The organism is Amaricoccus sp., from assembly GCF_017993425.1.
Taxonomy (GTDB): Bacteria; Pseudomonadota; Alphaproteobacteria; order Rhodobacterales; family Rhodobacteraceae; genus Amaricoccus.
This window is the reverse complement of record NZ_JAGOMQ010000031.1, coordinates 1-23,256: the sequence shown is the minus strand read 5'-3', so window position 1 is coordinate 23,256 and position 23,256 is coordinate 1. Positions and strand designations below refer to the sequence as shown.

The window sequence follows — 23,256 nt, the reverse complement described above, 5'->3', positions numbered from 1 at the left end:
CACCGAGCATGACCACCCCCATCGCCTGCTTCACCCCCGGCCTCTTCGCGGGGCAGACCGTCTGCGTCAGCGGCGGCACCAGCGGCATCGGCCTCGATATCGCCACAGCCTTCGCCCGCCTCGGCGCCGAGGTGGTCGCCATGGGCAGTTCGGAAGCCAAGGTGGCGGCGCTGACCGCGAACCGGCCCGAGCCCGGCATGCGCTTCGCCCGGCTCGACGTGACCGACCGCGACGCGGTCGCGCGGGCCTTCGCCGATTTCGAGCGGCTCGACGTTCTCGTCAATGCGGCCGGCATCGCGCGGCCGGTCAAGGAGTACGAGACCGACACCTTCCTCGAGGTCATGGAGGTCAACCTCAACAGCGTCATGGGCCTGAGCATGGCCGCGCGCCCGCTGCTCGCGGTCCGGGGCGGCTCGATCATCAACACCGCCTCGATGCTCAGCTATCTGACCGACGTGGCCGTCCCCGCCTATGGCGCGAGCAAGGCCGGCGTCCTGGGGCTGACCCGTCATCTCGCCCACGCCTTCGCCGCCGAGGGCATCCGGGTCAACGCCGTCACCCCCGGCTACATCGCCACGGACATGACGACGGGCCTTCAGGCCGACGGCGATCTGACCGCGCGCATCCTGCATCGCTGCGCGATCAAGCGCTGGGGCACGCCGGAGGACGTGGTCGGCGCGGCCGTGTTCCTGGCCTCGCCGGCGGCGGCCTACGTGACCGGCACGGATATCGCCATCGACGGCGGCTTCGTCAGCGGCGGCTTCTGAGGCGGCGCCGCGGTTGCGCAAACGGAGAGAACCGGCATGACGAGCGAGACCTGCCTGGCCTGGAGCTGGCATGAGCGGGGCGATCCCTCCGGGCTGCGCCTCTGCGAACCTCCGCTCCCGGCTCCCGGCCCCGGGGAAGTTCTGCTGCGCAATCTCGCGATCGGGCTGAATCCCGTCGACTGGAAGATGATCGAGTGGGGACCCGCGGCCTGGGGGCCGGGGCGGATCCCGGGCGTCGACGGCTGCGGCGTCGTCGCCGCCGCGGGCGAAGGGCTGCGCCTGCCCGTCGGCCGGCGCTTCGCCTATCATCAGAGCCTTGGGCGTGACGGGAGCTTCGCGAGCCATACGCTCGTTCCGGCCGACTGCCTGCTCCCGGTCCCCGCGGAGATCGACGACATCGCCGCCGCCGCGCTGCCCTGTCCCGGCCTGACGGCGTGGCAGGCGCTGGCGAAGCTTCCCGGCGACGGCGGTCGCGACGTCCTCGTCAGCGGCGCCGGCGGAGCCGTGGGCCTGATCCTGACGCAGCTTGCCCTGCGCGCCGGCTGGCGCGTCTGGGCGACCGCGTCGCCGGCGCATCACGCGGGCCTGATGGCGCTCGGCGTCTGCGGCGCCTTCGACTACCGCGCCGCCGACTGGCGCGAGCGTCTCGCCGCCGCGCTCGGCCCGCGCCGCCTGCATGCGGCGTTCGATACGGTCAGCGGCGCCCATGCCCGTTCGCTCGCGCCGCTGCTCGGCTACAACGGCCATCTGGTCTGCATCCAGGACCGGCAGGAGGAAGCGCCGCTGCCGGCCTTCTCCACGGCGATCTCGCTGCATGAGGTGGCGCTGAACAGCGCCCATCTCCACGCCACTGCCGAGGACTGGCTGGCCTGGCGCCGGGCGGGGCGGACGCTCTTCGAGCTTCTGGCCGGCGGAGAGCTGCGGCTTCCCGAAATCCGCACGGAGACCTTCGAGCGGCTTCCCGACGCCCTCGCCGGGCTGAGGACTTCCGGCGGGCCGTTCAAGCGGGTCGTCACGGCGCCGGGCGGCCGCGCCCGGGCCGGTTCCTGATCGAGCCTCCACCGACCGCCTCCGTTCGCGAAAGGGATCTCCGATGACAGCCGCCTCGACCACGCCCGCGGTCCTCGACGCGCTCCGCGCCGGCTTCGAGCCCGACCTCTACCTGACCGATCCCGAGATCACCGCCTCCTACGCCCGCGACCGCACCCGCGCCTATTTCGGCCTGCCGCTCGCGGTCGCCCGGCCCCGCTCGACCGGGGAACTGTCGGCGATCATGGCGCGCACGGCCGAGCTCGGGATCGGCGTCGTGCCGCAGGGCGGGCTCACCGGCCTCGTCGGCGCCGCGGTCTCGGACCCCGACACGCCGGAACTCGTCGTCCTCCTCGACCGGATGAGCGCCGTCCGCTCGGTCGACCCCGTCGGCTTCGCGATGGTGGTCGAGGCGGGTTGCGTGCTCGAGACCGCCAAGGAGGCCGCCGAGGCCGTGGACTGCCTGCTGCCGATCACCTTCGGCGCGCAGGGCTCCTGCCGGATCGGCGGCAACGTCGCGACCAACGCCGGCGGCTTCAACGTGCTGCGCTACGGCATGACCCGCGACCTGGTGCTCGGTCTCGAGGTGGTGCTGCCCGACGGGCGGATCTGGAACGGTCTCAGGACCCTGCGCAAGGACAACCGCGGCTACGACCTCAAGCAGCTCTTCATCGGCGCCGAAGGCACGCTCGGCATTGTCACCGCCGCAGCGTTGAAGCTCTTCCCCAGGCCGACGCAGGTCGAGACGGCGCTCGTCGGCCTCGCCTCGGTCGAGGACGCGATGGCGCTCTACGCGCAGGCGCGCCGCAGTTGCAGCGACCTGCTCTCGGCCTTCGAGATCATGCTGCGGCCCGGGCTGGAGCTCGGCCTCGCGCACCGGCCCGAACTCGCCGACCCGCTCGAGACCCCCTGCCCGGTCTACATCCTCATGGAGCTTTCGGGCGGCGGCGCGATCGATCTCCGCGCCCTGCTCGAGAGCTGCCTCGAGGGCGCGGGCGAGCTGCTGATGGACGGCGTGATCGCCATGAGCGGCGCGCAGAAGGAGCGGCTCTGGGCCTGCCGCGAGGCGATGGTCGAGGCGCAGAGCGGCGGCGGCCCCTACTACCGCACCGACGTCTCGGTGCCGATCGCCGCGATCCCGGCCTTCCTGCAAGCGGCGCTCGACGCGCTGGCGCGGTCCCTGCCGGACGGGCGGCCGATCACCTACGGCCATGTGGGCGACGGCAACATCCATCTCAACGTCGTGCCGCCGGCGGATTGGAGCACGGAGCGGCGCAAGGCGCTCTTCGCCCGGGCCGAGGAGCTGATCTTCGGCGTGGTGGACCGGTTCGGCGGCAGCATCAGCGCCGAGCACGGGATCGGCAGGTCGAAGAAGCGGGCCTTCCTGCAACGTGCCGATCCAGTGACGCTCGATCTCGTCCGCCGCGTGAAGCGCGCCCTCGATCCGGAGAACCGCCTGAGCAGGGGCCGGATCTTCGATCTGTAGAGGTCGTGTCCTCGTTCGTTGGCTAGAATGGTTCATTGTGCCACGCGCACACCGCGAACCGGAACCGCCCGGCGCTCCTTGCCGGAGGTGCAGCGGGTCTTCCGAAGCGCTGATCGTAGAGTACGGGCTGCTCTTGCCGTTCCTGCTGGAACAAGTAACGATCTGCTGCTGGGGGTCAGGCCCTGTGGCTGCGACGGAAGGAGGCGAGGATCGCCGTTCGCGCGCCAAGGACGAAGAGGAATTCTTTGGATGAGTCTGGCCGACTCCGGGCGACTTCAGAACAGGTCGGTGCTCATCACCGGCGGCGCGAACGGCGCCGGCGCGGCGAGCGCGCGGCTCTTCGCCGCGGAGGGCGCGCGGGTCATGATTGCCGACCGCGACGTGAGGGCGGCGGAAGAGCTGGTTCGCGGCCTCGCCGCGCAGGGGCTCGACGTGCGGTTCGTGCGGACGTGTCGCGCGCGGAGGAGGCGGAGGCGGCCTATCTCGCGACGCGCGAGGCCTTCGGGAGCGTGGACATCCTCTTCAACCACGCCGGGATCATCATCGTTAAGCCCTTCCTCGAATGTACGCTGAGGGAATGGGACGAGTTGATGGACAACAACGCGAAATCGGCGTTCCTGATGAGCCGCCTCGTCATCCCGGAGATGCTCGAGCGGGGCCGCGGCACGCTGATCTTCACCTCGACGACGGGGGTCCGCGCCGCCACCCACCTCGAGGCGCTCTACTGCGCGTCGAAGTCAGCGATGCACGCGCTCGGGCGCGCGCTCGCGGTCGAGTATCGTGACCAGGGGATCCGGTGCAACATGATCTGCCCGAGCTTCGTGCGGACGCACCATGGCGAGCACGAGATCGACCAGCTGCGGAGCTACGGCGTCCTGGCGTCGGAAGGCGATGTGAACGTGATGCAGGGGCGGATCTGCGAACCCGAGGAGGTCGCCGAGGTCGCGCTGTTCCTGGCGTCGGACGCGTCGAGCTTTATCAACGGAGCCGAGATCTTCGTCGACAACACCTTTACCGCGGTGTGACGTGCTCTGGGGATTGCGACCCGTCGAACCCAAGGCGGCGCATTGGCTCGCGGTGGATTCGCTGCGGCGCCAGATCCACTCGGGCCTGCTCCTGCCGGCGGAGCGGCTTCCGGCCGAGCGGCAGCTCTCCGACAGCTTCGGCATCAGCCGGGTGACCCTGCGCGAGGCGCTTCGCGTGCTTGAGACCGGCCAGTACATCAGCATCCGCCGCGGCGCGCAGGGCGGGGCCTTCGTGACCGACGAGCGCCAGCTCGGCCGGCTCGCGCGCCGTCGCATCGCGCGCGCCCCGGCGGCGACGATGCGGGTCGTCGAGTTCCTCGAGGTGAACCAGACCGCCGCGGCCCGGCTCGCGGCCGTCCGGCGCAGTGCGGCCGACCTCAAGCGTCTTCAGGCCGCCGTCGAGCTGATGCGGCGGGCTACGACGGCGCCCGAGCACAAGCAGGCGGAGGCGATGTTCCTCCTCGCGCTCGGCAATGCGTCGCAGAATGCGCTGCTCGCCAAGGCGATCGAGGACGGGCTGGCGGAGCTGTTCCTGCCATTCGAACGACCGCCCGCAGATTCGCCGGCGCCGATGATCTTCGAGAGCTTGCTTCAGGCGCTGGCCAGCTCCGACGTCACGGCGTCGGAGTCGGCAGCCGGCGATTTGCATGCGCTGCTGTGGGAAACCGTCCGAAAGACAAGCAAAAACGCGGCTTGACGCTGTTCGGCCACAGGAAGGTTGATCGCGACCGTCAATGGTATTAAGAGCATACCAATAGACCATTCGCGGAGGTGCGATGATCACTCTGGAAGCCCCCCGCAACGTAGCGCTCGCCGGACGGCTCGCAGGCCGGACGGCGATCATCACCGGAGGGGCGAACGGCATCGGCCGGGCAGCTTCGGAAATGTTCGCGACGGCGGGAGCGAAGGTCGCGATTCTCGACCTCGACGGCGGGGCCGGAGAGGAGGCCCGGGCCGGCATCGCGGAGAACGGCGGAGAGGCGCTCTTCCTCCGCACTGACGTCTCCGATGCCGATGCCGTCCGCAGCGCTCTCCAGGAGATCGTCAGCCGCTGGGGGCGGGTCGACACGCTGTTCAGTCATGCCGGAACGATCATCGTCAAGCCGCTCGTCGAGACGACGGACGCGGACTACGACCGGCTGATGGACGTCAACGTCCGGTCGGCCTTCGTGGTCTGCCGCGAGGTCGTCGCGCACATGCTCGCCCACGGCGGCGGGTCGATCGTCATCACCTCGTCGATCGGCGGCGAGAAGGGCTTCGGGCTCGAGAGCCTCTACTGCATGACCAAGGGCGCAGTGCTCCAGCTCGCCCGCTCGATCGCGATCGAGTACCGCGACCGCGGCATCCGCGCCAACGCCGTCTGCCCGGGCTTCGTCAAGACCGCGCACGGCCTGCGCGAGATCGACGAGCTCGACGGCCTCGGGCAGCAATGGGACCAGGCCGACCTCAACACCGTGCAGGGCCGGCTCTGCGAGCCGCACGAGGTGGCCGCCGCCGCGCTGTGGCTGGCGTCGGACGAGGCGAGCTTCGTGAACGGCACGGCGCTCTACGTCGACAACGGCTGGTACGCCAAGGGCTAAATCCGTAGGAACAGGGAGCTGACATGAAACGACTTCTGGCATCGGCCGCGCTGGCCCTGGCCGTGACCAATCCGGGCGGAGCGATGGCCTTCGAGCCCGAGTCCGACCAGACGATCAAGCTCATGATCGCCGACTGGTCGTCGATGCTCATCGACACCGAGATCCTCAACATCATCCTCTCGACCTACGGCTACGACGTCGAGACCGTCGTCGCCGACGACACCGCCCGCTATCCGGGCTTCGAGGCGGGCGACCTGACGATCGCGCTCGAGACCTGGCAGACGACCCAGGACGCCGTCTTCAGCGCGTCGCTCGCCACGGGCAGGATCCTCGACATGGGCGAGCTCGGGCCGCACGCCAAGGAAGAATGGTGGTATCCCGCCTACATGGAGGAGACCTGCCCGGGCCTCCCCGACTGGCACGCGCTGCGCGACTGCGCGGAAGCCTTCGCGGCGCCGGAGACCGCGCCCAAGGGGCGCTACCTCGGCGCGCCGGTGAGCTGGGGCGGCTACGACGAGGAGCGGGTGAAGGCGCTCGACCTCCCCTTCGAGGTGGTTCACGCCGGCACCGACGCGGCGATGTTCGCCGAGCTGCGGGCCGCCTACGAGCGCAAGGCGCCGATCATCCTCTGGGCCTACACCCCGCACTGGGCGACCACCTTCTACGAGGGGTCCTTCATCGAGTTCCCGCCCTACGAACCCGCCTGCTACGACGATCCGGCCTGGGGCGAGAACCCCGACGCGGCCTATGACTGCGGCAAGCCGGAGGGCTGGATCAAGAAGATGGCCTGGGCGGGCGGCGAGACCGTCTGGCCCTGCGCCTACGAGATCGTCCGCAACTTCAAGATGGACGGCGAGGAGCTCGGCAAGCTCGTCTACGAAGTCGACGTGAACGGGCGCACCGTCGAGGACGTCGCCATGCAGTGGGCGAAGGACAACGAGGCCACCTGGCGCTCCTGGGCGGCCTGCGCCGAGAAGTGAGGCATTGGCGCGGGCCGGCGGCCCGCGCCATCCCCCGACGGCGAGCGAGCGGCGGTCTCATGGCAATGTCGAGCGACACGGTGCGCTGGAAGCGCGACTGGACCGTCCCGGTCTTCCTCGTCCTGGTGGCGACGCTCGGCTTCGCCTTCCCGGCGTCGCTCGGCTATCTGCCGGAGCAGCCGCCGCTGCCGATCGCCGATTGGGTCGGCGGCGGGCTCAACTGGTTCGCCCGCGACGCGTCGATCGGCGGCGTCAAGGTCGCCGACCTCTCGCGCGCCCTCGCCGCCGCCGCGGAAGCCCCCATCGACTGGCTGAAGGTCCTGCTCGCCGACGGCGTGGTGAAGGGCGCGGGCTTCAACAAGACCCAGCTCGTGCCGCCCCTGAGCTGGCTCGGCGTCATCCTGGCGACGGCGCTCCTCGCGCTGCGGCTCTCCGGCCGCGGCCTCGCGCTCATGACGCTCGCCGCCGGCGCCTACCTCGTCTTCTTCGGCCTCTGGATCTCGGCGATGACCACGCTCGCCTCGGTGGCGCTCTGCGTCGTCGCGGCGCTCGCCATCGGCCTCGCCCTCGGCATCTGGGCCTACCGCTCGCCCGGGGCGGAGGGCGTGCTGCGCGCGGTCATGAACGTCATGCAGACCGTGCCGATCTTCTCCTACCTGCTGCCGACCTTGCTCCTCTTCGGCTACGGCCCGAGCGCCGCCGTCTTCGCGACCGTCGTCTACGCCCTGCCGCCGATGGTCCACGCCACCGTCCTCGCGCTGCGCTCGGTGCCGGCCGAGACCCTCGAGCTCGCCCGCATGACCGGGTGCAGCCGCGCGCAGACGCTCTGGAAGGTCGAGCTCCCGGTCGCGGTGCCGCGGCTCGCCATCGGCCTCAACCAGGTGGTGATGATGACGCTCAACATGGTCATCATCGCCTCGATGATCGGCGCGGGCGGGCTCGGCTACGACGTGCTGCGGGCGCTCCGGCGCCTCGACTTCGGCGCGGGCTTCGAGGCCGGCATGGCCATCGTCGCCCTCGCCGTCGTCCTCGACCGGCTGACCCAGGCGGCCGCGCGCAACCAGTCGACCGGCCGCCATGGCCTCTGGACCCGCCGCGACACCGTCATGGCCCTCGCCCTCCTCCTCGTCCCGACGCTGGCGAGCCTCGCGATCCCCGCCCTCGCCGCCTGGCCGGAAAAGTGGGCGCTGACCACGGCGCCGTTCTGGAACGGCGCCGTCAGCTTCATCAACCAGAACTTCTACGGCCCCCTCGAGGCGATCCGCACCGCGCTGCTGCTCTCGGTGATGAACCCGTTCCGCGACCTGCTGCTCGCCATCCCGTGGGCCATCCTTATCGCGCTCACGGGCTTGGCCGGCTACGTGCTCGGCGGCGTCCGGACCGGCCTCTACGTCGCGCTCCTCCTCCTCTTCATCGTCGTCACCGGCTACTGGACGGCCGCGATGGGGTCGCTCTACCTGACGATCCTGTCGGTCGCGATCGCGCTCGCGATCGGGATGCCCTTCGGCATCTGGGCCGCGGGACGCCCGAAGCTGCACGGACCGGTCCAGCTCGTGCTCGACACCCTCCAGACTCTCCCGACCCTCGTGTACCTCCTTCCCGCCGTCATGCTCTTCCGCAACGGCGACTTCTCGGCGCTGATCGCCATCACCTCCTACGCGATCGCTCCGGCGGTGCGCTACGGGATGGCCTGCATGGCGCACGTGCCCTCGGAGCGCATCGAGGCCGCAGCGATGTCCGGCTGCACGCCCTGGCAGACCTTCCGCTTCGTGCGCCTGCCCGCGGCCCTTCCGACGCTCCTCCTCGGGGTGAACCAGACGACGATGATGGCGCTCTCCATGCTGGTCATCGCAGCGCTCGTCGGCACGCGCGAGCTCGGGCAGGACGTCTTCACCGCCCTCTCCCGCGGACAGACCGGACCGGGCATCGTCGCCGGCCTCTGCGTCGCCTGCATCGCCCTCGTCTTCGACGCACTCCTCAAGGCCGCCGCCACGCGCGCGGCCCGGCACGAAGGGACGCTTCATGTCTGAGACCGATCTCGCCCCGCGCCCGGTCGCGCTCGAGGCGCGCGGCGTCTGGAAGGTCTTCGGCCCCGGCGCCGCCGCCTTCGGGCAGCTCCCTTCCCCCGCGCGCACCCAGGACGCGCTGGCGGCGGCCGGCCTCGTCGGAGCGGTCCAGGACGCGGCCTTCCGCATCCTCCGCGGCGAGGTCTTCGTCATCATGGGGCTTTCGGGCTCCGGCAAGTCGACGCTGCTCCGCTGCCTGACCCGCCTGATCGAGCCCACCGCCGGGCAGGTCCTCTACGACGGCGAGGACATACTGACCCTCGGGCCAAAGGCGTTGGTCGAGCTCCGCCGCAGGCGCATGGGCATGGTCTTCCAGCACTTCGCGCTGCTCCCGAACCGCACCGCGCTCGACAACGTCGCCTTCCCGCTCGAGGTCCAGGGCGTGCCCCGCGCCGAGGCCCGCGCCAGCGCCCGCGAGCTGATCGAGACCGTCGGGCTCCAGGGCCGCGAGGGCCGCTTCCCGGCCGAGCTCTCCGGCGGCCAGCAGCAGCGGGTCGGCATCGCACGCTCGCTGACAACCAACCCCGACTTCTGGTTCCTCGACGAGCCGTTCTCCGCCCTCGACCCGCTGATCCGCGCCGACCTCCAGGCCGAGGTGCTGCGGCTCCAGGAGCTGCACAACCGCACGGTGATCTTCGTCACCCACGACCTCGACGAGGCGATCCGCCTCGCCGACCGCATCGTCATCATGGAGGGCGGCCGCATCGTGCAGATCGGCACCCCCGAGGAGTTGGTGACAAGGCCGGCGACCGACTACGTCCGCCGCTTCGTCGCCAAGGTGTCGCCGGCGCGCGTCATCCGCGTCTCCTCGCTGATGACTCCGGTGGACGACGGAACGGCGACCAGCGGGATCCGCGCCGACGCCACGATCTCCGAGATCGCGCCCGAGCTGGTCGCGGCCACCGGTATGCTTCCGGTGCTGGATGGCGGGCGTCAGGTCGGTTCGCTAGACCGGACGCGAGCCCTCGCCACCCTCGCCGAGCGCGTCTGATCCGCGGGACGACGCGCGCCCGCAACCCACGCGGCAAGCCCTTCCACCGAGCAACGATCCCGCCAGAGGGGCCGACGGTCGATCCAGGACGTCCCACTTCGCCGCGGAGCGCCAGCCTGCAATGCCCGGGCGTTACGCCCTCGTAGCTCCGGAACGTCCTGAAAAGTGGGCGGTGTCGCGGAAGCCCGCCTCGCAGGCAGCCGCTGATCGTGCGCCGGCCGGCTGGCGGGCAGCTCCCTGGCAGCGCCCCACTCCAGCGATCGTTTCCGCCCCGTTGATCACGAAGGATCGCGCCCTCCAACTCGATCGGCGAGTTCGGCCACGCGCTCGGCATTGTCCGTGGCGACGACGCCGTTGGCGTTCAGGAGGTTGTTCTCGAAGCCGATCCGGGCCTTGCCGCCCAGGCGACAGGCTTCGACAAGGATGGCGGTCTCGGCCGGGCCGAAGGCGCAGACCGCCCAGTCGGCCGAAAGGCCGGTCGCGGCGAGCCGCGCGACCGGCGCCGCGAGGTCGGCCGGCGAGGACACCTGTCCCGGCGTGTAGCGGCCGAGGACATGGATGAGCTGGAGGCCGTCGGCGGGAACGACGCCGTCCCGCACGAGCGACGCCAGGCGATCGACCTCGTCCGGATCGTAGAGAATATGCTGCACGGCGATGCCCGCCTCCGCGCAGAAGCGGAAGAAGCGTGTGGTGACGCGCATGTCCGGCTCGGCCGTGATCTCGCGCAGCGCGATGGAGACCGCGGGCGGACGCAGCGTCTCGACGAGGCGGCGCTGCTCGGCGGGCGTGTAGCGGCCGACGGCCTCGGTGGTGACCTGCACCTGCATCGCAGGGACGACGCGGGCGAGCTCGACCAGAAGCTCGGCGTAGAGGCCGGCGTCGAGAACGTGGCCGCCCTCGGCGTCGCGGACATGGGCGTGCAGGCCGTCGGCCCCCGCGGCGTGGCAGGCGCTCGCGCAGGCGACGATCTCGGGGATGGTGACCGGCAGCGCCGGATGGTCGGCCTTGGTCTTGCGCGCCCCGTTCGGCGCCACCATGATGCGGGCGAGCGGCGTCATGCGGCGAGCGCGCCGCGGATGGCGCCGGAGAGCTTCGTCACCAGCTCGTCGATCTGGGAATCCTCGATGATGAAGGGCGGCGCGAGGAGGACGTGGTCGCCCTGCACGCCGTCGACGGTGCCGCCCATCGGGTAGCAGATGAGGCCGGCCTCGAAGGCGAGGGCCTTGATCTTCTTGTTCACGCCGCGGGCCGGGTCCAAGGGGGCCCTGGTCTCGCGGTCGGCGACGATCTCGACGCCGCGGAAGAGCCCGCGGCCGCGGATGTCGCCCACGTGCGGATGCTGGCCCAGCTCGGCCCGCAGCGCGGCGTCGAGCTTCTCGCCCTGCGGCAGGACGCGCGCGAGCACGCCGTCGTCGAGGAGGCGCGAGAGCACGGCCCCGGCGGCGGCGGCGGCCATCGGATGGCCCATATAGGTGTGGCCGTGCTGGAAGAACCCGCTGCCGGCCGCGATGGCGTCGTAGATCGCGCCGGTGCAAAGCATGGCGCCGATCGGCTGGTAGCCCGCGCCGAGCCCCTTGGCGATGGCGAGGATATCGGGCGCGACGCCGTCCTCGGCGCAGGCGAAGAGGTGGCCGGTGCGGCCCATGCCGCACATCACCTCGTCGAGGATCAGCAGGACGCCGTGCCGGTCGCAGATCTCGCGGATGCGCCTGAGGTAGCCCGGGACGGCCGGCACGGCGCCGGCGGTGGCGCCGACCACCGGCTCGCAGAGGAAGGCCATCACCGTCTCCGGCCCGAGGCGCAGGATCTCGGCCTCGAGCTCGTCGGCGGCGCGGAGGCCGTAGGCCTCGACGCTCTCGCCCTCGCGGCGCTCGCGATACGCATAGCAGGGGGAAATATGGCTCGTCTCGACGAGCAAGGGCGCGAAGGGCGCGCGCCGCCAGGCGTTGCCGCCGGCGGCGAGCGCGCCGAGCGTGTTGCCGTGGTAGCTCTGGCGGCGGGCGATCACCCGGTGGCGGCCGGGCTGGCCGGTCTCGACCATGTATTGCCGCGCGAGCTTCAGCGCCGCCTCCATCGCCTCCGACCCGCCGGAGACGAGATAGACCCGCTCCAGCCCCGCCGGCGCCTCGGCGGCGAGGCGGTCGGCCAGCGACTCGGCGGCCTCCGTGGTGAAGAAGCCGGTATGCGCGAAGGCGAGCGCATCGAGCTGGCCGCGGATCGCCGCGCGGACCTTCGCGTCGGAATGCCCGAGACAGGACACCGCCGCGCCGCCGGAGCCGTCGAGATACCGCTTGCCCGCGGAATCGACGATGTAGCAGCCGTCGCCCCGAACGGCGGTCGGCAGGACGCCCTTGGTGGAACGGCCGAAGACGTGGTCGGGCACGGCTGTCATCCTCTTGCGCAGCAGGAAGGTCTCGCAAAATAACTTGCACGAATGGGCGATTCATGCAAACTTATTTGCGCTCGCCGGACACGATTTGCGCCCGCATCAGACCGCACAGCAACAGGGAACCCCGCGATGAAAAGCCTCGTGACACTCGTCGGAGCCGCCGTGCTCGCCCTCGGCGTCGGGACCGCCCGCGCCCAGGATCTCGTCGTCGCCATCGACACCGCCTTCGTGCCCTTCGAGTTCAAGGAAGGCGACAAGTACGTCGGCTTCGACATCGACATGTGGGACGCCATCGCCCAGGAGATCGGCGTCACCTACGAACTCCGCCCGATGGACTTCGCCGGCATCATCCCGGCGCTCCAGACCGGCCAGGTCGACGTCGCGCTGGCCGGGATCACCATCAAGCCCGAGCGCCAGGAGGTCATCGACTTCTCCGACGGCTACTATGACAGCGGCCTCCTCCTCATGGTCCCGGCCGACAGCGAGATCACCGGCTACGCCGACCTCGCCGGCAAGAAGCTCGCGCTGAAGACCGGCACCTCGTCGTCGGACTACGCCGAGGAGAACTTCAAGGACACCGAGCTCCGCAAGTTCCCCAACATCGACAACGCCTATCTCGAGCTGCGCACCGGCGGCGTCGACGCGGCGATGCACGACACGCCGAACGTCCTCTACTACATCGCCACCGCCGGCGGCGGCGCGGTGAAGGCCGTGGGCGAGCAGATGATGGCGCATGAATACGGCATCGGCTTTCCCAAGGGCAGCGAGCTGACCGCCAAGGTCAACGAGGCGCTCGCCGCCATGAAGGCCGACGGCCGCTACGACGCGATCTACGAGAAGTGGTTCGGCGTGAAGCCGGCGAGCTGACGCCTCCCCGGGGGCGGCCGGGCCGCCCCCTGTTTCCAATGCCACGGAGGCCCGCCCCTTGGAGATCGACTGGTCCGTCATCCCGTCCTTCATGCCGCAGCTCATGGCCGGCGCGAGGATCACCATCTTCATCGCCGCCGCCGGCCTCGTCGGCGGCACGATCCTCGGCCTGATCGCCGGCCTGATGCGCGCCTATGGCGGGCCGGTCCTGAACGCGATCGCCTTCGCCTATATCGAGCTGATCCGCGGCACGCCGATCGTCGTGCAGGTGATGTTCCTCTACTTCGCCCTGCCGGTGCTGGCGGGCGTGCGCATGGATCCGATGACGGCGGCGGTGCTCGCCATCGTCGTCAACGCCGGCGCCTACATCGCCGAGATCGTCCGCGGCGCCTTCCTCTCGATCCCCAAGGGACTGACCGAGGCGGGCCTCGCCATCGGCCTGCCGCAGTGGAAGGTGCTCGCTTACATCGTCGGCCCGCTCGCCTTCCGCCGGCTGATCCCGCCCCTCGGCAACCAGTTCATCGTCAGCCTCAAGGACACCTCGCTCTTCATCGTCATCGGCGTCGGCGAGCTGACCCGGACCGGCCAGGAGATCATGGCGTCGAACTTCCGCGCGGTCGAGATCTGGACCGCGGTCGCCGTCCTCTACCTCGTCATGACCGGCACGCTGACGCTGATCCTGCGGCTGCTCGAAAAGCGCATGAGGATCCTGTGAGCATCATCGAGTTCCACAAGACCTCCAAGCACTTCGGCACGCTGACGGTGCTCGACGAGGTCGACCTCTCGATCGACGTCGGCGAGGTCGTCGTGCTGATCGGCCCTTCCGGCTCCGGCAAGTCGACGCTCCTGCGCTGCATCAACGGGCTGGAGAAGATCACCGGCGGCGACCTCGTCGTCGACGGGATCTCGGTCAAGGCCGGCGCGCGCCAGCTCCGGCAGATCCGCCAGGAGGCCGGCATGGTCTTCCAGCAGTTCAACCTCTTCCCGCAGATGACCGCGCTCGAGAACGTCGCCTTCGGCCCCCGCAAGGTCCGCGGCCTCGGCAAGGCCGAGGCCGAGGCGCAGGCGCTGGAGCTCCTGCGCAAGGTCGGCCTCGCCGAGCGGGCGAACCACGTGCCCTCGGCGCTCTCCGGCGGCCAGCAGCAGCGCGTCGCCATCGCCCGGGCGCTTGCGATCCGGCCCAAGGTCATGCTCTTCGACGAGCCGACCTCGGCGCTCGACCCCGAGCTGAAGCAGGAGGTGCTGAACGTCATGCGCAGCCTCGCGCAGGAGGGCATGACGATGGTGGTCGTCACCCACGAGATGTCCTTCGCCCGGCAGGTCGGCACCCGGCTCATCTTCATGGAGCACGGCAAGATCTCCGTCGACGGCCACCCCGTGGAGATCCTCTCCCGCCCGCCGAGCGACCGCCTGAAGGACTTCCTCCAGCATGTCGAGTGAGCGCAGCCTCGGCTGGGTCCGCCTCGGCGGCGCGCCCCGGGAGATCGGCCGCGCCCTCGGCCGGGCCGGCCGCGACGCCGTCCACCGCCATCTCCTGCCCTCGGCCCCCTGGGCCGAGATCACCGCGCCGCGCCACGCCGCCCGCGTCGCCCGCCTCGCCGAGGCGACGCGCGCCCGCTTCCCCTCCGTCCACGCCGAGATCGAGGGGTTGGCCGAGGGCCTCGGCCTGCCCTTCGCGCAGGTGATGGCCTGGAACAGCCGCGGCGACCTGCGCGCCACGGCGCCCGACGGCTGCACCACCGTGATGCTGCCTGGCCCGGCGCCCGTCCTCGCCCACAACGAGGACGGCCTGCCCTTCTTCCGCGGCGCCTGCTTCATCGCCGAGGTCGCCCCGGAAGGCGCGCCCGGCTTCCGCGGCTTCTGCTACCCGGGCTCGATCCCCGGCCACACCTTCGCCTGGACCGACGCGGGCCTCGTGCAGACGGTCAACAACATCCGCCTGACCGGCGTCGACCCGGAGGTCCCGCGCATGGCGATCGGCCGCGCCCTCCTCGCGCGCGAGACCCTCGACGCCGCCGAGAGCTTCCTGCGCGACGCGCCCGCCTCGGGCGGCTTCCACTTCGCCCTGACCCACCGCCGCGACCGGCGCATCCTCTCCGTCGAGTTCGGCGGCGGCGAGACCGTCATCGCCGAGGTCACGACCCCGGCGCTCCACGCCAACCACGCGCTGCGCCACGCCGGCGCCCAGATCGTCACGCAGTCCTCCGGCGACCGCCAGGCGCGCGGCGATGCGCTGGTCGCGGAGGGCCGCGAGCCGCTCGCGATCCTTCGCGACACGGGCGGTCCCGGGCTGCCGATCCGCCGCGACGCGCCGGACGATCCCGACCACGAGAACACCCTTGCCACGGCGCTCTTCACCGTCGAGGACCGTGGGATCGAGTGGAGGATCCATGACGATGCCGACGGACCGGCCGCCTACGCGGGAACGACCGCCTGAGACCGTCGAGGAGCTGCGCGCCCTCGCCGTCGCCATCGCCCGCGGCGAGACGGCGGTCTCGCTCGGCGCCAAGGCCCGGGACGCGCTCGGGCGGATGCTCGACATGGTCGGCGACCCTGCCCTCCTTTCGATCACCACGCTCGGCGAGGCGCTCGGGGTCAACCCCTCGACGCTGACCCGCCTGGCCACCGCCCTCGGCTACCCGGGCTTCCCCGGCCTGCAGCAGGTGCTCCTCTCCGCGTCGATGACCGCCCCCGGCGCCTTCTACTCCCGCCGGGCCGCGTCGGCGCTCAGCGGCGACTCCTCGTCCCGGGCGGCGGCGACGCGGCTCTGCCACGAGAACCAGGCCAACATCGACCGCTTCATCGACCGCTTCGACGAGGCCGCCTTCGACGCCGCCGTGGCGCTTCTCGTCTCGGCGCCTCGCGTCGTCGTCCACGGCATCCGCCAGTTCCATTCCGTCGCGAGCTTCCTCGTCTACGGCCTGCGCATGATCCGCTCCGATGTCGCGCTCCTCGACAACGGCGGCCTCGGCGTCGCCGAGGGCCTCGCGGCGCTGTCGCCGGGCGACGTCCTGCTCTCCACCAGCTGCGCCCCCTATTCGGCCCAGGTCGCCGAGGTCGCCGCCGTCGCGCGCCGCAGCGGCCTCGTCACCGTCGCCCTCACCGATCGCCCGACCTCGCCCCTCGTCGCCACCTCGCGGGCGGCGATCCTCGTCGACCACGATTCGAGCTTCCTCTCGAACAGCATCGGCGCCTTCGTCGTCGCCGCCGAATGCCTGATCAACGCCTGCGCCGCGGCCGACCCGAAAGCGGCGCGAGCCGCCCTCCGCCAGCGCGACCGTCTCATCGGAGCCCTGCGCATCGAGACCCCCTGACACGATCCCGACCTTCCCTCCCCGCGTCGCCCCCCTGCCGAGCGGCAAGGTCCGTCCCGCGACGGCGCCCGCCGGGTGACATGCGCATGTCACCCGGCTCGACGCGGAGCGGCACCAGCGGGGACGGCGGAACCTCGAAGTGAGTCACACGGCGCCGCGAAATGCGGCGCTGACAACGATGCAATGATTTTCACCGTTCATATTCAAAATATTTCGAAATATATTTGCGCGCAAATTCCGAGGACAGGCAGGCACGCCCGCAATTTTCTTTATGCCGTCATTCTCCACCCGATCAACGTCGACACGCCCGGGCCTGTCGATCCGTCGGCCAAACGGAACAGATCAAGCGAGTCCGGTATCAGACCTTCAGGGCGACCAGCACCGCTCCGGTGCCGATCAGCGCGACGCCGAGCCAGTTTACCGCCGACAGCCGCTCCCCGAGCACGACTGCCGCGATCACCGCGACCATGACGACGCTAAGCTTGTCGATCGGCGCCACCCGCGAGGCGTCACCGAGTTTCAGCGCCCGGAAGTAGCAGAGCCACGAGGCGCCCGTCGCGAACCCGGAGAGCACGAGGAACAGGTAGGTGCGCGCCGGAATGGCCTGCGGCGCCTGCCACTGGCCGGTGCATGCGACCAGGGCGGCGACGAGCGCCAGGATCACGCCGGTTCGAATGAGGGTTGCGAGGTCGGGGTTGATCGGGCCCACGCCGACCTTGGCGAGCACCGCCGTCAGCGCCGCGAAGAATGCCGAGAGCACGGCCCAGAATTGCCACGAATGCACGGCGCGCCTCCTCTCGAGTGACTTCGGAGATGATGCGGCTCGCGCCGCCGGATGCCAGCGTTATCGTCTCCCTTGGGCATCGAGGGCACGCGGAAGCAGGTCTCGCCATCCTCCTCGAAGCGGCCTTCGACCTTGAAGACCGTCTGGAGACGGTCGCCCCGCGCGAGATCGACTCCCCCGACCGCGGGCAGCGGTTGGCGCGGATCGCGTTCGCCAGCCGCCGGCCGTGGCCGGCGCCGGTCACTTGCGCCCGCCACGCCGTCTTCAGCGCCGCGGCGGTGCGGGCGACGGTCGTTCGTCAGCTTCGCACCCTCGGCCCATTCCGCCGCGGCGACCCCCGAGGATCGTCTTGAGCGGCTCCTCCACATCGTGGCGCAGGGTTCGGATCTTCAGACACCGGAACCGCCTGCCCCCCTGCCCCATCCCGCACATCGGCGAAGATCGTCTGCCCCCCGTCGAGCGCCACAGGCCCCGTCAGCAGGAGTAGCGGCGCGGCCGCCAGCAGCGTAAGCGAGCCGCGGACGAGATCGAAGACCCCCCTTGCCCCGCTCCCGATAGAAGCCGTGCGCCGCATCGAACCCGTGCCCGCGTCCAGGGCGATCGCCGAACTCGACCTCCAGGCCCCTCCCCGAACGGTTAATTTGCACCATGGGGTTGCTCCGACTCCCGGGGAACGCGAAACGTTCCGGCCGGAGACGAGCGCATGCGATCCCTCACCTGCTTCAAGGCCTACGACATCCGCGGCCGGCTCGGGACCGAGCTCGACCAGGACGTGGCCCGCCGCATCGGCCGCGCCTTCGTCGCCGCGCTCGGCGCCCGCCGGGTGGTCGTCGGCCGCGACGTCCGCGCCTCCTCGCGGGCCCTCCTCGACGCGCTCGTCGACGGCCTGACCGAGGCGGGCGCCGACGTGCTCGACCTCGGCCTCTGCGGCGCCGAGGAGATGTACTTCGCCACCACCCACCTCGACGCCGACGGCGGCGTCGAGGTCACCGCCTCCCACAACCCGATCGACTACAACGGCATGAAGCTCGTCCGCCGCGGCTCGGCCCCGCTCGACGCCGCGACCGGCCTCGCCCGCATCCGCGCGCTGGCCGAGGCCGGCGCCCCCGTCCCCGCCGGCACGCGCCGCGGGACGGCCCGATCGGCGGAGGACGCCCGCGCGGCCTACGTCGAGCGCGTGCTCTCCTTCGTCGACGTGGCCACGCTCCGCCCGCTCCGCATCCTCGTCAACGCCGGCAACGGCGCCGCCGGCCCGACCCTCGACGCCATCGCGGCGGCCCTCGCCGCCCGCGGCGCGCCGCTCGAGCTCGTGCGGATGCACCACGAGCCCGACGGCAGCTTCCCGAACGGCATCCCGAACCCGCTCCTGCCCGAGAACCGGCCCGCCACCGCCGCCGCCGTCGTCGCCGCCGGCGCGGATTTCGGCGCGGCCTGGGACGGCGACTTCGACCGCTGCTTCTTCTTCGACGAGACCGGCCGCTTCGTCCCCGGCGAATACGTCGTCGGCCTCCTCGCCGAGGCATTCCTCGCCCGCGACCCCGGCGCGACCATCGTCCACGACCCCCGCGTCGTCTGGAACGTCGTCGACGCCGTAGCCGCCGCCGGCGGGGCGGCCCACCAGGCCCGCACCGGCCACGCCTTCGTCAAGCAGGCGCTGCGCGACACCGGCGCCGTCTACGGCGGCGAGATGTCGGCGCACCACTACTTCCGCGACTTCGTCTGCTGCGACAGCGGCATGATCCCGCTCCTCCTCGTCGCCGGGCTGGTCAGCCGCCGGGGCCGCTCCCTCGGCGAGATCCTCGCCGCCCGCATGGCCGCCTTTCCCTCCTCCGGCGAGATCAACTTCCGCCTCGGCGACCCCGCCGCCGCCGTCGCCCGCGTCCGCGCCGCGCTCGAGCCGGAGGCGCTCTCCATGGACGAGACCGACGGCCTCAGCCTCGCCTTCGCCGACTGGCGCTTCAACCTCCGCACCTCCAACACCGAGCCGCTCCTGCGCCTCAACGTCGAGGCCCGCGGCGACGCCGACCTCGTGGCGCACGGCGTCGCCCGTCTGCGCGCCCTCATCGAGGCCTGAGCGCGCCCCCTGGGGCCTGCCGCCCCTCGCCCGGCTACCGCTCCGCCGGGTCCGCCCAGCGCGCGAGCCCCGACAGCGCCAGCACCACGATATAGAGCGCCGGCAGCCCCGCGAAGATCGCGGCAAGCCCGGTATGCTCGGCGATGAACCCGATCAGCGACGGCGCGAACAAGAGCCCGGAATAGCCCATGAACGTCACCATGGAGATGCCGATCCCCGGCGGCAGCCCCGGCAGGTTCCCCGCCGCCGAGAAGGCGATCGGCACCATGTTGGCGATCCCGAGCCCCGCCACCGCGAACCCGAGCGTCGCCCCCGCCACCCCGTCGGCGAAGGCGGCGAGCAGCATCCCCGCGCCGGCGACCAGCGTGCTGACCCTGAGCGTGGTCACCGCCCCGAACCGGTCGCGGATCAGGTCGCCGCTGAACCGCATCAGCGCCATCGTCGCCGAGAAGCCGGCGAAGGCGAGCCCCGCCGCCTCGACCGAGCCCCCGAGCTCCTGCCGCAGGTAGAGCGCGCTCCAGTCGAGCACCGCCCCCTCCGGCGTCATCGAGAACAGCGCCACGATCCCGAGCAGCGCCGCCGGCAGCAACGCCGCCCGCGCCGCGCCGCCCCACCGCGCGCCCTTCTCCGGCCCCGCCGCCTCGGGCGCGTCGCGAAGCGCCGCGAGCGAGGCGAGCGCCGCCACCGCGAGGATCGCGACCAGCACCACGGCCGCATGCCCCCACACCCCGGCGCGCCCGATCAGCACCCCGCCCGAGGCCGACCCGATCAACCCGCCGAGGCTCCAGAACCCGTGGCAGGACGACATGATCGCCCGCCCCATCCGCCGCTCCACCGCCACCGCGTTGGCGTTCATGGCGACGTCCACGCCGCCCACCAGCGCCCCGGTCAGCGCCAGCGCCGCCGCCGCGGCCCAGATGCCCGGCGCGAGCGAGATGAGAGCCATCAGCGGCGCGGTGGCGAAGGCCCCGACCACCGCCACCCGCCGCGATCCCTCCCGCGCCACGATCATCCCGACGAGCGGCATCGCCACGAGCGAGCCCAGCCCGAAGGCGAGGATCATCAGCCCGAGCGTGCCCTCCGAGATGCCGAGATCGGCCTTGAACGACGGGATCCGCGGCGCCCAGCTGCCCACGAAGAACCCGTTGGCGAGAAACAGCCCCGACACCGCCAGCCGCTCGCGCGGCAGCAGCCCCGGCAGGGCGCCGCCCTCCGTCGCCGCGTCGCTCATCGCCCCGTCTCCACCTCGACCAGCGCCACCCCGGTGGCGGCGAGCCTCGCCTTGCGCTCCGCCGGCGTCCCCGCCTCGATCAGCAGCACGTCGATCGCCGCGAGGTCGACCACCGCGAACGGCGCCGAGGTCCCGAGCTTGCCCGCGTCGGCCGCGACGACGACCCGCCCCGCCCGCGCCGCCAGCGCCCGCTTCACCGCCGCGTCCTCCACCGACTGCGCGGTGATCCCCGCCTCCGCGTCGACCCCGCAGGCGCCGAGCAGCAGCAGGTCGGGGCGGATCGTCTCGATCGCCGCCAGCACCCCCGCGCCCGTGGCGGCGCCCACCTCCCGATCGACCTGCCCGCCGAGCGTCACCAGCCGCACCGCCGGATTCTCGACCAGCGCCGCCGCGATCGCCGGCGCATGGGTGATCACCGTCGCCGCGACCCGCATCCGCTCCGCGCAGGCGAGCGTCGTCGAGCCCGCGTCCACGAACACCGTCGAGCCCGGCTCGACCAGCCGCGCCATCGCCTCGCCGAGCGCCGCCTTGGCCGCCGAGGCGATTCCCGCCCGCACGCTGACCGGCCCCCGCGCCGGCATCGGCGGCAGCGCCCCGCCATGTACCCGCCGGCACCGCCCCTGCGCGGCCAGCGCCCGCAGGTCGCGGCGGACCGTGTCCTCGGAGGTCTCGTAGAGCCGCGCCAGATCGGCGGCGACCACCCGCCCGTGCACGGTCAGCCGCCGCTCGATGTCGGCCAGTCGTTCGGAAGTCAGCATGGGGACGACTCGGGAGATTTCGTGCAGGATCGTGCATATTCGTGCAGTTTCGTGCAGTCAACCCCGCCCCGCGACCCGCTCAGGCCGGCCGGTTCCACGGCGCCCGCTGCAGCAGCAGCGCCATCCCGCACCACCCGGTCACGCCGGCCAGCGCCAGCATGAACCCGATCGCGCCCGCGAGCGCGAAGAACGCCGGCGCCACGAGGAAGCCCGCCAGCACCAGCGCCAGCACGATCGACCCGACGGCGATCTGCACCTGCCGGAACAGCGGCAGCGCCGCCGCCCCCTCCCCGATCACCGGCAACCCGGCGGCGCGCCAGGCGTCGAGCCCGCCCTCGAGGTTGTAGCGCGCCCGCCCCGTCCCCTCCGTGGCGACGCAGGCCGCCTCGCCGCGGGCGCCGCGCTGGCACTGGAACACCAGCTTCCGCCCGGCCGGCAGCTGCAAGGCGTCGAGCGCCCCGGGCAGCGTGTCGAGCGGCAGCGACAGCGCCGCCGCGACATGACCGGCGCGAAACTCCTCGGCCGAGCGCACGTCGACGAGGACGGCCTCGCCGTCCGCGATCCACCGCGCCGCCTCGCGGGCGGAAACCGGGGTTGCATTCATTGCTCTTTCCTTTCAGCGCAGAAGTTGCGGTAGAGCACCGCCATCAGCTCCAGAACGGCCGGATGGTCGATGCGGTAGTAAAGCGTGCGATGGTCGCGCCGGACCGCCACGATCCCCTCCTCCCGCAGGCGGGCGAGGTGCTGCGACATCGAGGTCTGGCCGGCGCCGGTGGCCGCCACCAGCGCGCCCACGCTCTTCTCGCCCTCCGCGAGCGCGCAGAGCACCAGCAGCCGGTGCGGATTGGCCAACCCCTTCAGGAACGCGGCCACCACGCCCGCCCGCTCCGTCATCCCCGTCGCCATCGTCTCCACGTCCATCGCGGCCGGCCCTTTACATTTCGCATTTCTATCATATTATGCTTTCGTGAAATCACAAGCCCATGGAGTGAAAATCGTGGCGAACCCCAAGGACTATCGCGAGATCACCGCCGGCATCTCGGCCTACGCCGCCGAGCTGCGCCGCGCCGTGCCCGCGACGATGCAGGGCTTCGGCGCCCTGTCCAAGGCGGCGACGGCCGCCGGCACGGTGGACGAGCGCACCAAGGAGCTGATCGCGCTGGCGATCGGGGTCACCCAGCGCTGCGACGGCTGCATCGGCTTCCACGCCAAGGCGCTGGTCGAGCTCGGCGTCGGCCGCCAGGAGGTCGCCGAGACGCTCGGCATGTGCGTCTACATGGGCGGCGGCCCGGCCCTGATGTACGCCGCCGACGCCCTGCGCGCCTACGACCAGTTCTCCGGCGGCCGCGCCGCGGCCGCCTGACCCGCTCCGGCCGCCCCGCCCGCCGGCGGGGGCCGGGGCGGCAATCGCTGGAACGCCCGCCCGTCGGCGCCCGCGCTACCAATCCAACCTCTCCTTCTTCTTTCTCCCCTCCCGTCTCGTGCAGGTTCCCCGCCGCTTGGGGGTTGCAGGGAAAGCGGAGGAGAACGCGCGCAACGGCGCGCCGGGGCCCCGCCTGCGCTCGCGGGCGGGGAGACCGACTCCCGGAGCGCAAGGGCGCTCCGTCGCTCCTTCGGAACCGCCCCCGAGCCCCGGGCGGCCGGCACGCGCCGCTTGCGCTCCGGGGCGTTTGACACTATCTCCGCGCGCATTCGCGGAGGAGGCCGGCCCATGGCCGGCCCCGAGGAAGGGAAAGCCGAAGGATGGCGAAGGCGAAATTCGAGCGGACGAAGCCGCATGTTAACGTGGGGACGATCGGGCACGTCGACCACGGCAAGACGTCGCTGACGGCGGCGATCACCAAGTACTTCGGCGAGTACAAGGCCTACGACCAGATCGACGCGGCTCCGGAGGAGAAGGCGCGCGGCATCACCA

The 23,256-nt window shown here is 71.6% G+C and carries 24 protein-coding genes and 1 pseudogene; 18 read left to right on the top strand and 7 right to left on the bottom strand.

Features of this window, described 5'->3' with window-relative positions; genetic code table 11:
• The first annotated feature begins 8 nt into the window (after positions 1-8).
• The 9 genes and pseudogenes from KBB57_RS14600 (at position 9) to KBB57_RS14560 (ending at position 9,924) form a co-directional block, all read left to right on the top strand.
• Positions 9-767 (top strand): SDR family oxidoreductase, encoded by a 759-nt coding sequence (locus KBB57_RS14600; RefSeq protein WP_290751582.1) that lies wholly within the window; start codon positions 9-11, stop codon positions 765-767.
• 36 nt (positions 768-803) lie between these two features.
• Positions 804-1,817 (top strand): zinc-binding dehydrogenase, encoded by a 1,014-nt coding sequence (locus KBB57_RS14595; RefSeq protein WP_290751580.1) that lies wholly within the window; start codon positions 804-806, stop codon positions 1,815-1,817.
• 43 nt (positions 1,818-1,860) lie between these two features.
• Positions 1,861-3,282 carry an FAD-binding oxidoreductase gene (locus KBB57_RS14590; RefSeq protein WP_290751578.1) on the top strand — a complete coding sequence of 474 codons (1,422 nt, stop codon included), beginning with the start codon at positions 1,861-1,863 and terminating at the stop codon, positions 3,280-3,282.
• A 428-nt stretch (positions 3,283-3,710) separates the two neighbouring features.
• Positions 3,711-4,307: pseudogene (locus KBB57_RS14585) on the top strand (SDR family NAD(P)-dependent oxidoreductase); the annotation flags it as partial.
• A gap of 1 nt (position 4,308) precedes the next feature.
• On the top strand, positions 4,309-5,004 hold the full coding sequence (locus KBB57_RS14580; RefSeq protein ID WP_290751576.1) for a GntR family transcriptional regulator: 696 nt from the start codon (positions 4,309-4,311) through the stop codon (positions 5,002-5,004).
• A 79-nt stretch (positions 5,005-5,083) separates the two neighbouring features.
• On the top strand, positions 5,084-5,887 hold the full coding sequence (locus tag KBB57_RS14575; RefSeq protein ID WP_290751575.1) for an SDR family NAD(P)-dependent oxidoreductase: 804 nt from the start codon (positions 5,084-5,086) through the stop codon (positions 5,885-5,887).
• Between the two features lie 23 nt (positions 5,888-5,910).
• On the top strand, positions 5,911-6,867 hold the full coding sequence (locus tag KBB57_RS14570; protein ID WP_290751574.1) for an ABC transporter substrate-binding protein: 957 nt from the start codon (positions 5,911-5,913) through the stop codon (positions 6,865-6,867).
• A gap of 59 nt (positions 6,868-6,926) precedes the next feature.
• The gene (locus tag KBB57_RS14565) at positions 6,927-8,897 is read left to right on the top strand and encodes a proline/glycine betaine ABC transporter permease (RefSeq protein WP_290751573.1); all 1,971 of its coding nucleotides are present in this window, start codon (positions 6,927-6,929) and stop codon (positions 8,895-8,897) included.
• Positions 8,890-9,924 carry a glycine betaine/L-proline ABC transporter ATP-binding protein gene (locus KBB57_RS14560; RefSeq protein ID WP_290751571.1) on the top strand — a complete coding sequence of 345 codons (1,035 nt, stop codon included), beginning with the start codon at positions 8,890-8,892 and terminating at the stop codon, positions 9,922-9,924. The genes KBB57_RS14565 and KBB57_RS14560 overlap by 8 nt, the downstream gene beginning before the upstream one ends.
• A gap of 278 nt (positions 9,925-10,202) precedes the next feature.
• Here KBB57_RS14560 and KBB57_RS14555 read toward each other — a convergent pair whose 3' ends face one another.
• Positions 10,203-10,982: a 3-keto-5-aminohexanoate cleavage protein gene (locus KBB57_RS14555; RefSeq protein WP_290751568.1), complete on the bottom strand. Its 780-nt coding sequence runs from the start codon at positions 10,980-10,982 to the stop codon at positions 10,203-10,205.
• Positions 10,979-12,307: an aspartate aminotransferase family protein gene (locus KBB57_RS14550; RefSeq protein ID WP_290751565.1), complete on the bottom strand. Its 1,329-nt coding sequence runs from the start codon at positions 12,305-12,307 to the stop codon at positions 10,979-10,981. Before KBB57_RS14550 ends, KBB57_RS14555 begins: the two co-directional genes overlap by 4 nt.
• 147 nt (positions 12,308-12,454) lie before the next feature.
• Here KBB57_RS14550 and glnH point away from each other — a divergent pair, with 147 nt between their 5' ends.
• Genes glnH through KBB57_RS14525 form a run of 5 tightly spaced genes read left to right on the top strand, consistent with a single transcriptional unit; the run spans position 12,455 to position 16,494 of the window.
• A complete protein-coding gene (gene glnH / locus KBB57_RS14545; RefSeq protein ID WP_290751563.1) occupies positions 12,455-13,180 on the top strand; it encodes a glutamine ABC transporter substrate-binding protein GlnH in 726 nt (241 codons plus the stop codon).
• Positions 13,181-13,238: 58 nt separating this feature from the next.
• The gene (gene glnP, locus KBB57_RS14540; protein WP_290751561.1) at positions 13,239-13,895 is read left to right on the top strand and encodes a glutamine ABC transporter permease GlnP; all 657 of its coding nucleotides are present in this window, start codon (positions 13,239-13,241) and stop codon (positions 13,893-13,895) included.
• Positions 13,892-14,620, top strand: a complete 729-nt coding sequence (gene glnQ / locus KBB57_RS14535; protein ID WP_290751558.1) for a glutamine ABC transporter ATP-binding protein GlnQ — start codon at positions 13,892-13,894, stop codon at positions 14,618-14,620. Before glnP ends, glnQ begins: the two co-directional genes overlap by 4 nt.
• On the top strand, positions 14,610-15,617 hold the full coding sequence (locus KBB57_RS14530; RefSeq protein WP_290751556.1) for a C45 family peptidase: 1,008 nt from the start codon (positions 14,610-14,612) through the stop codon (positions 15,615-15,617). Before glnQ ends, KBB57_RS14530 begins: the two co-directional genes overlap by 11 nt.
• Entirely contained in the window at positions 15,571-16,494 is a 924-nt protein-coding gene (locus tag KBB57_RS14525; RefSeq protein ID WP_290751553.1) for a MurR/RpiR family transcriptional regulator, read from the top strand. The genes KBB57_RS14530 and KBB57_RS14525 overlap by 47 nt, the downstream gene beginning before the upstream one ends.
• Positions 16,495-16,852: 358 nt before the next feature.
• On the opposite strand, the gene KBB57_RS14520 is transcribed toward KBB57_RS14525, so the two are convergent.
• The gene (locus KBB57_RS14520; protein ID WP_290751550.1) at positions 16,853-17,278 is read right to left on the bottom strand and encodes an EamA family transporter; all 426 of its coding nucleotides are present in this window, start codon (positions 17,276-17,278) and stop codon (positions 16,853-16,855) included.
• A 29-nt stretch (positions 17,279-17,307) separates the two neighbouring features.
• Here KBB57_RS14520 and KBB57_RS14515 point away from each other — a divergent pair, with 29 nt between their 5' ends.
• Positions 17,308-17,631 (top strand): hypothetical protein, encoded by a 324-nt coding sequence (locus KBB57_RS14515; protein WP_290751548.1) that lies wholly within the window; start codon positions 17,308-17,310, stop codon positions 17,629-17,631.
• A 350-nt stretch (positions 17,632-17,981) separates the two neighbouring features.
• Positions 17,982-19,352, top strand: a complete 1,371-nt coding sequence (locus tag KBB57_RS14510) for a phosphomannomutase (protein ID WP_290751546.1) — start codon at positions 17,982-17,984, stop codon at positions 19,350-19,352.
• 34 nt (positions 19,353-19,386) lie between these two features.
• Here KBB57_RS14510 and KBB57_RS14505 read toward each other — a convergent pair whose 3' ends face one another.
• From KBB57_RS14505 to KBB57_RS14490, 4 genes are all read right to left on the bottom strand, one after another.
• Positions 19,387-20,583, bottom strand: a complete 1,197-nt coding sequence (locus tag KBB57_RS14505) for an MFS transporter (protein ID WP_290751543.1) — start codon at positions 20,581-20,583, stop codon at positions 19,387-19,389.
• Positions 20,580-21,341, bottom strand: coding sequence for a DeoR/GlpR family DNA-binding transcription regulator (locus tag KBB57_RS14500; protein ID WP_290751540.1), 762 nt, complete (start codon positions 21,339-21,341; stop codon positions 20,580-20,582). The genes KBB57_RS14505 and KBB57_RS14500 overlap by 4 nt, the downstream gene beginning before the upstream one ends.
• A 79-nt stretch (positions 21,342-21,420) precedes the next feature.
• Positions 21,421-21,945, bottom strand: coding sequence for a rhodanese-like domain-containing protein (locus KBB57_RS14495; protein ID WP_290751538.1), 525 nt, complete (start codon positions 21,943-21,945; stop codon positions 21,421-21,423).
• A complete protein-coding gene (locus KBB57_RS14490; RefSeq protein ID WP_290751535.1) occupies positions 21,942-22,262 on the bottom strand; it encodes a helix-turn-helix transcriptional regulator in 321 nt (106 codons plus the stop codon). The genes KBB57_RS14495 and KBB57_RS14490 overlap by 4 nt, the downstream gene beginning before the upstream one ends.
• Positions 22,263-22,338: 76 nt before the next feature.
• Here KBB57_RS14490 and KBB57_RS14485 point away from each other — a divergent pair, with 76 nt between their 5' ends.
• Together KBB57_RS14485 and KBB57_RS14480 are read left to right on the top strand one after the other, a co-directional pair.
• Complete coding sequence (locus KBB57_RS14485) at positions 22,339-22,704, top strand: carboxymuconolactone decarboxylase family protein (protein ID WP_290751532.1); 366 nt, start codon at positions 22,339-22,341, stop codon at positions 22,702-22,704.
• A gap of 380 nt (positions 22,705-23,084) precedes the next feature.
• Positions 23,085-23,256 (top strand): GTP-binding protein (locus KBB57_RS14480; RefSeq protein ID WP_290751646.1); only part of this gene is annotated, 172 nt, incomplete at its 3' end.

Bases quoted from the DNA above. Each gene is read 5' to 3' on its own strand.
- KBB57_RS14600 (WP_290751582.1), top strand. From the start codon at position 9: ATGACCACCCCCATCGCCTGCTTCACCCCCGGCCTCTTCGCGGGGCAG.
- KBB57_RS14595 (WP_290751580.1), top strand. From the start codon at position 804: ATGACGAGCGAGACCTGCCTGGCCTGGAGCTGGCATGAGCGGGGCGAT.
- KBB57_RS14590 (WP_290751578.1), top strand. From the start codon at position 1,861: ATGACAGCCGCCTCGACCACGCCCGCGGTCCTCGACGCGCTCCGCGCC.
- KBB57_RS14575 (WP_290751575.1), top strand. From the start codon at position 5,084: ATGATCACTCTGGAAGCCCCCCGCAACGTAGCGCTCGCCGGACGGCTC.
- KBB57_RS14570 (WP_290751574.1), top strand. From the start codon at position 5,911: ATGAAACGACTTCTGGCATCGGCCGCGCTGGCCCTGGCCGTGACCAAT.
- KBB57_RS14565 (WP_290751573.1), top strand. From the start codon at position 6,927: ATGGCAATGTCGAGCGACACGGTGCGCTGGAAGCGCGACTGGACCGTC.
- KBB57_RS14560 (WP_290751571.1), top strand. From the start codon at position 8,890: ATGTCTGAGACCGATCTCGCCCCGCGCCCGGTCGCGCTCGAGGCGCGC.
- KBB57_RS14555 (WP_290751568.1), bottom strand. From the start codon at position 10,982: ATGACGCCGCTCGCCCGCATCATGGTGGCGCCGAACGGGGCGCGCAAG.
- KBB57_RS14530 (WP_290751556.1), top strand. From the start codon at position 14,610: ATGTCGAGTGAGCGCAGCCTCGGCTGGGTCCGCCTCGGCGGCGCGCCC.
- KBB57_RS14525 (WP_290751553.1), top strand. From the start codon at position 15,571: ATGACGATGCCGACGGACCGGCCGCCTACGCGGGAACGACCGCCTGAG.
- KBB57_RS14515 (WP_290751548.1), top strand. From the start codon at position 17,308: ATGATGCGGCTCGCGCCGCCGGATGCCAGCGTTATCGTCTCCCTTGGG.
- KBB57_RS14510 (WP_290751546.1), top strand. From the start codon at position 17,982: ATGCGATCCCTCACCTGCTTCAAGGCCTACGACATCCGCGGCCGGCTC.
- KBB57_RS14505 (WP_290751543.1), bottom strand. From the start codon at position 20,583: ATGAGCGACGCGGCGACGGAGGGCGGCGCCCTGCCGGGGCTGCTGCCG.
- KBB57_RS14500 (WP_290751540.1), bottom strand. From the start codon at position 21,341: ATGCTGACTTCCGAACGACTGGCCGACATCGAGCGGCGGCTGACCGTG.
- KBB57_RS14495 (WP_290751538.1), bottom strand. From the start codon at position 21,945: ATGAATGCAACCCCGGTTTCCGCCCGCGAGGCGGCGCGGTGGATCGCG.
- KBB57_RS14490 (WP_290751535.1), bottom strand. From the start codon at position 22,262: ATGGACGTGGAGACGATGGCGACGGGGATGACGGAGCGGGCGGGCGTG.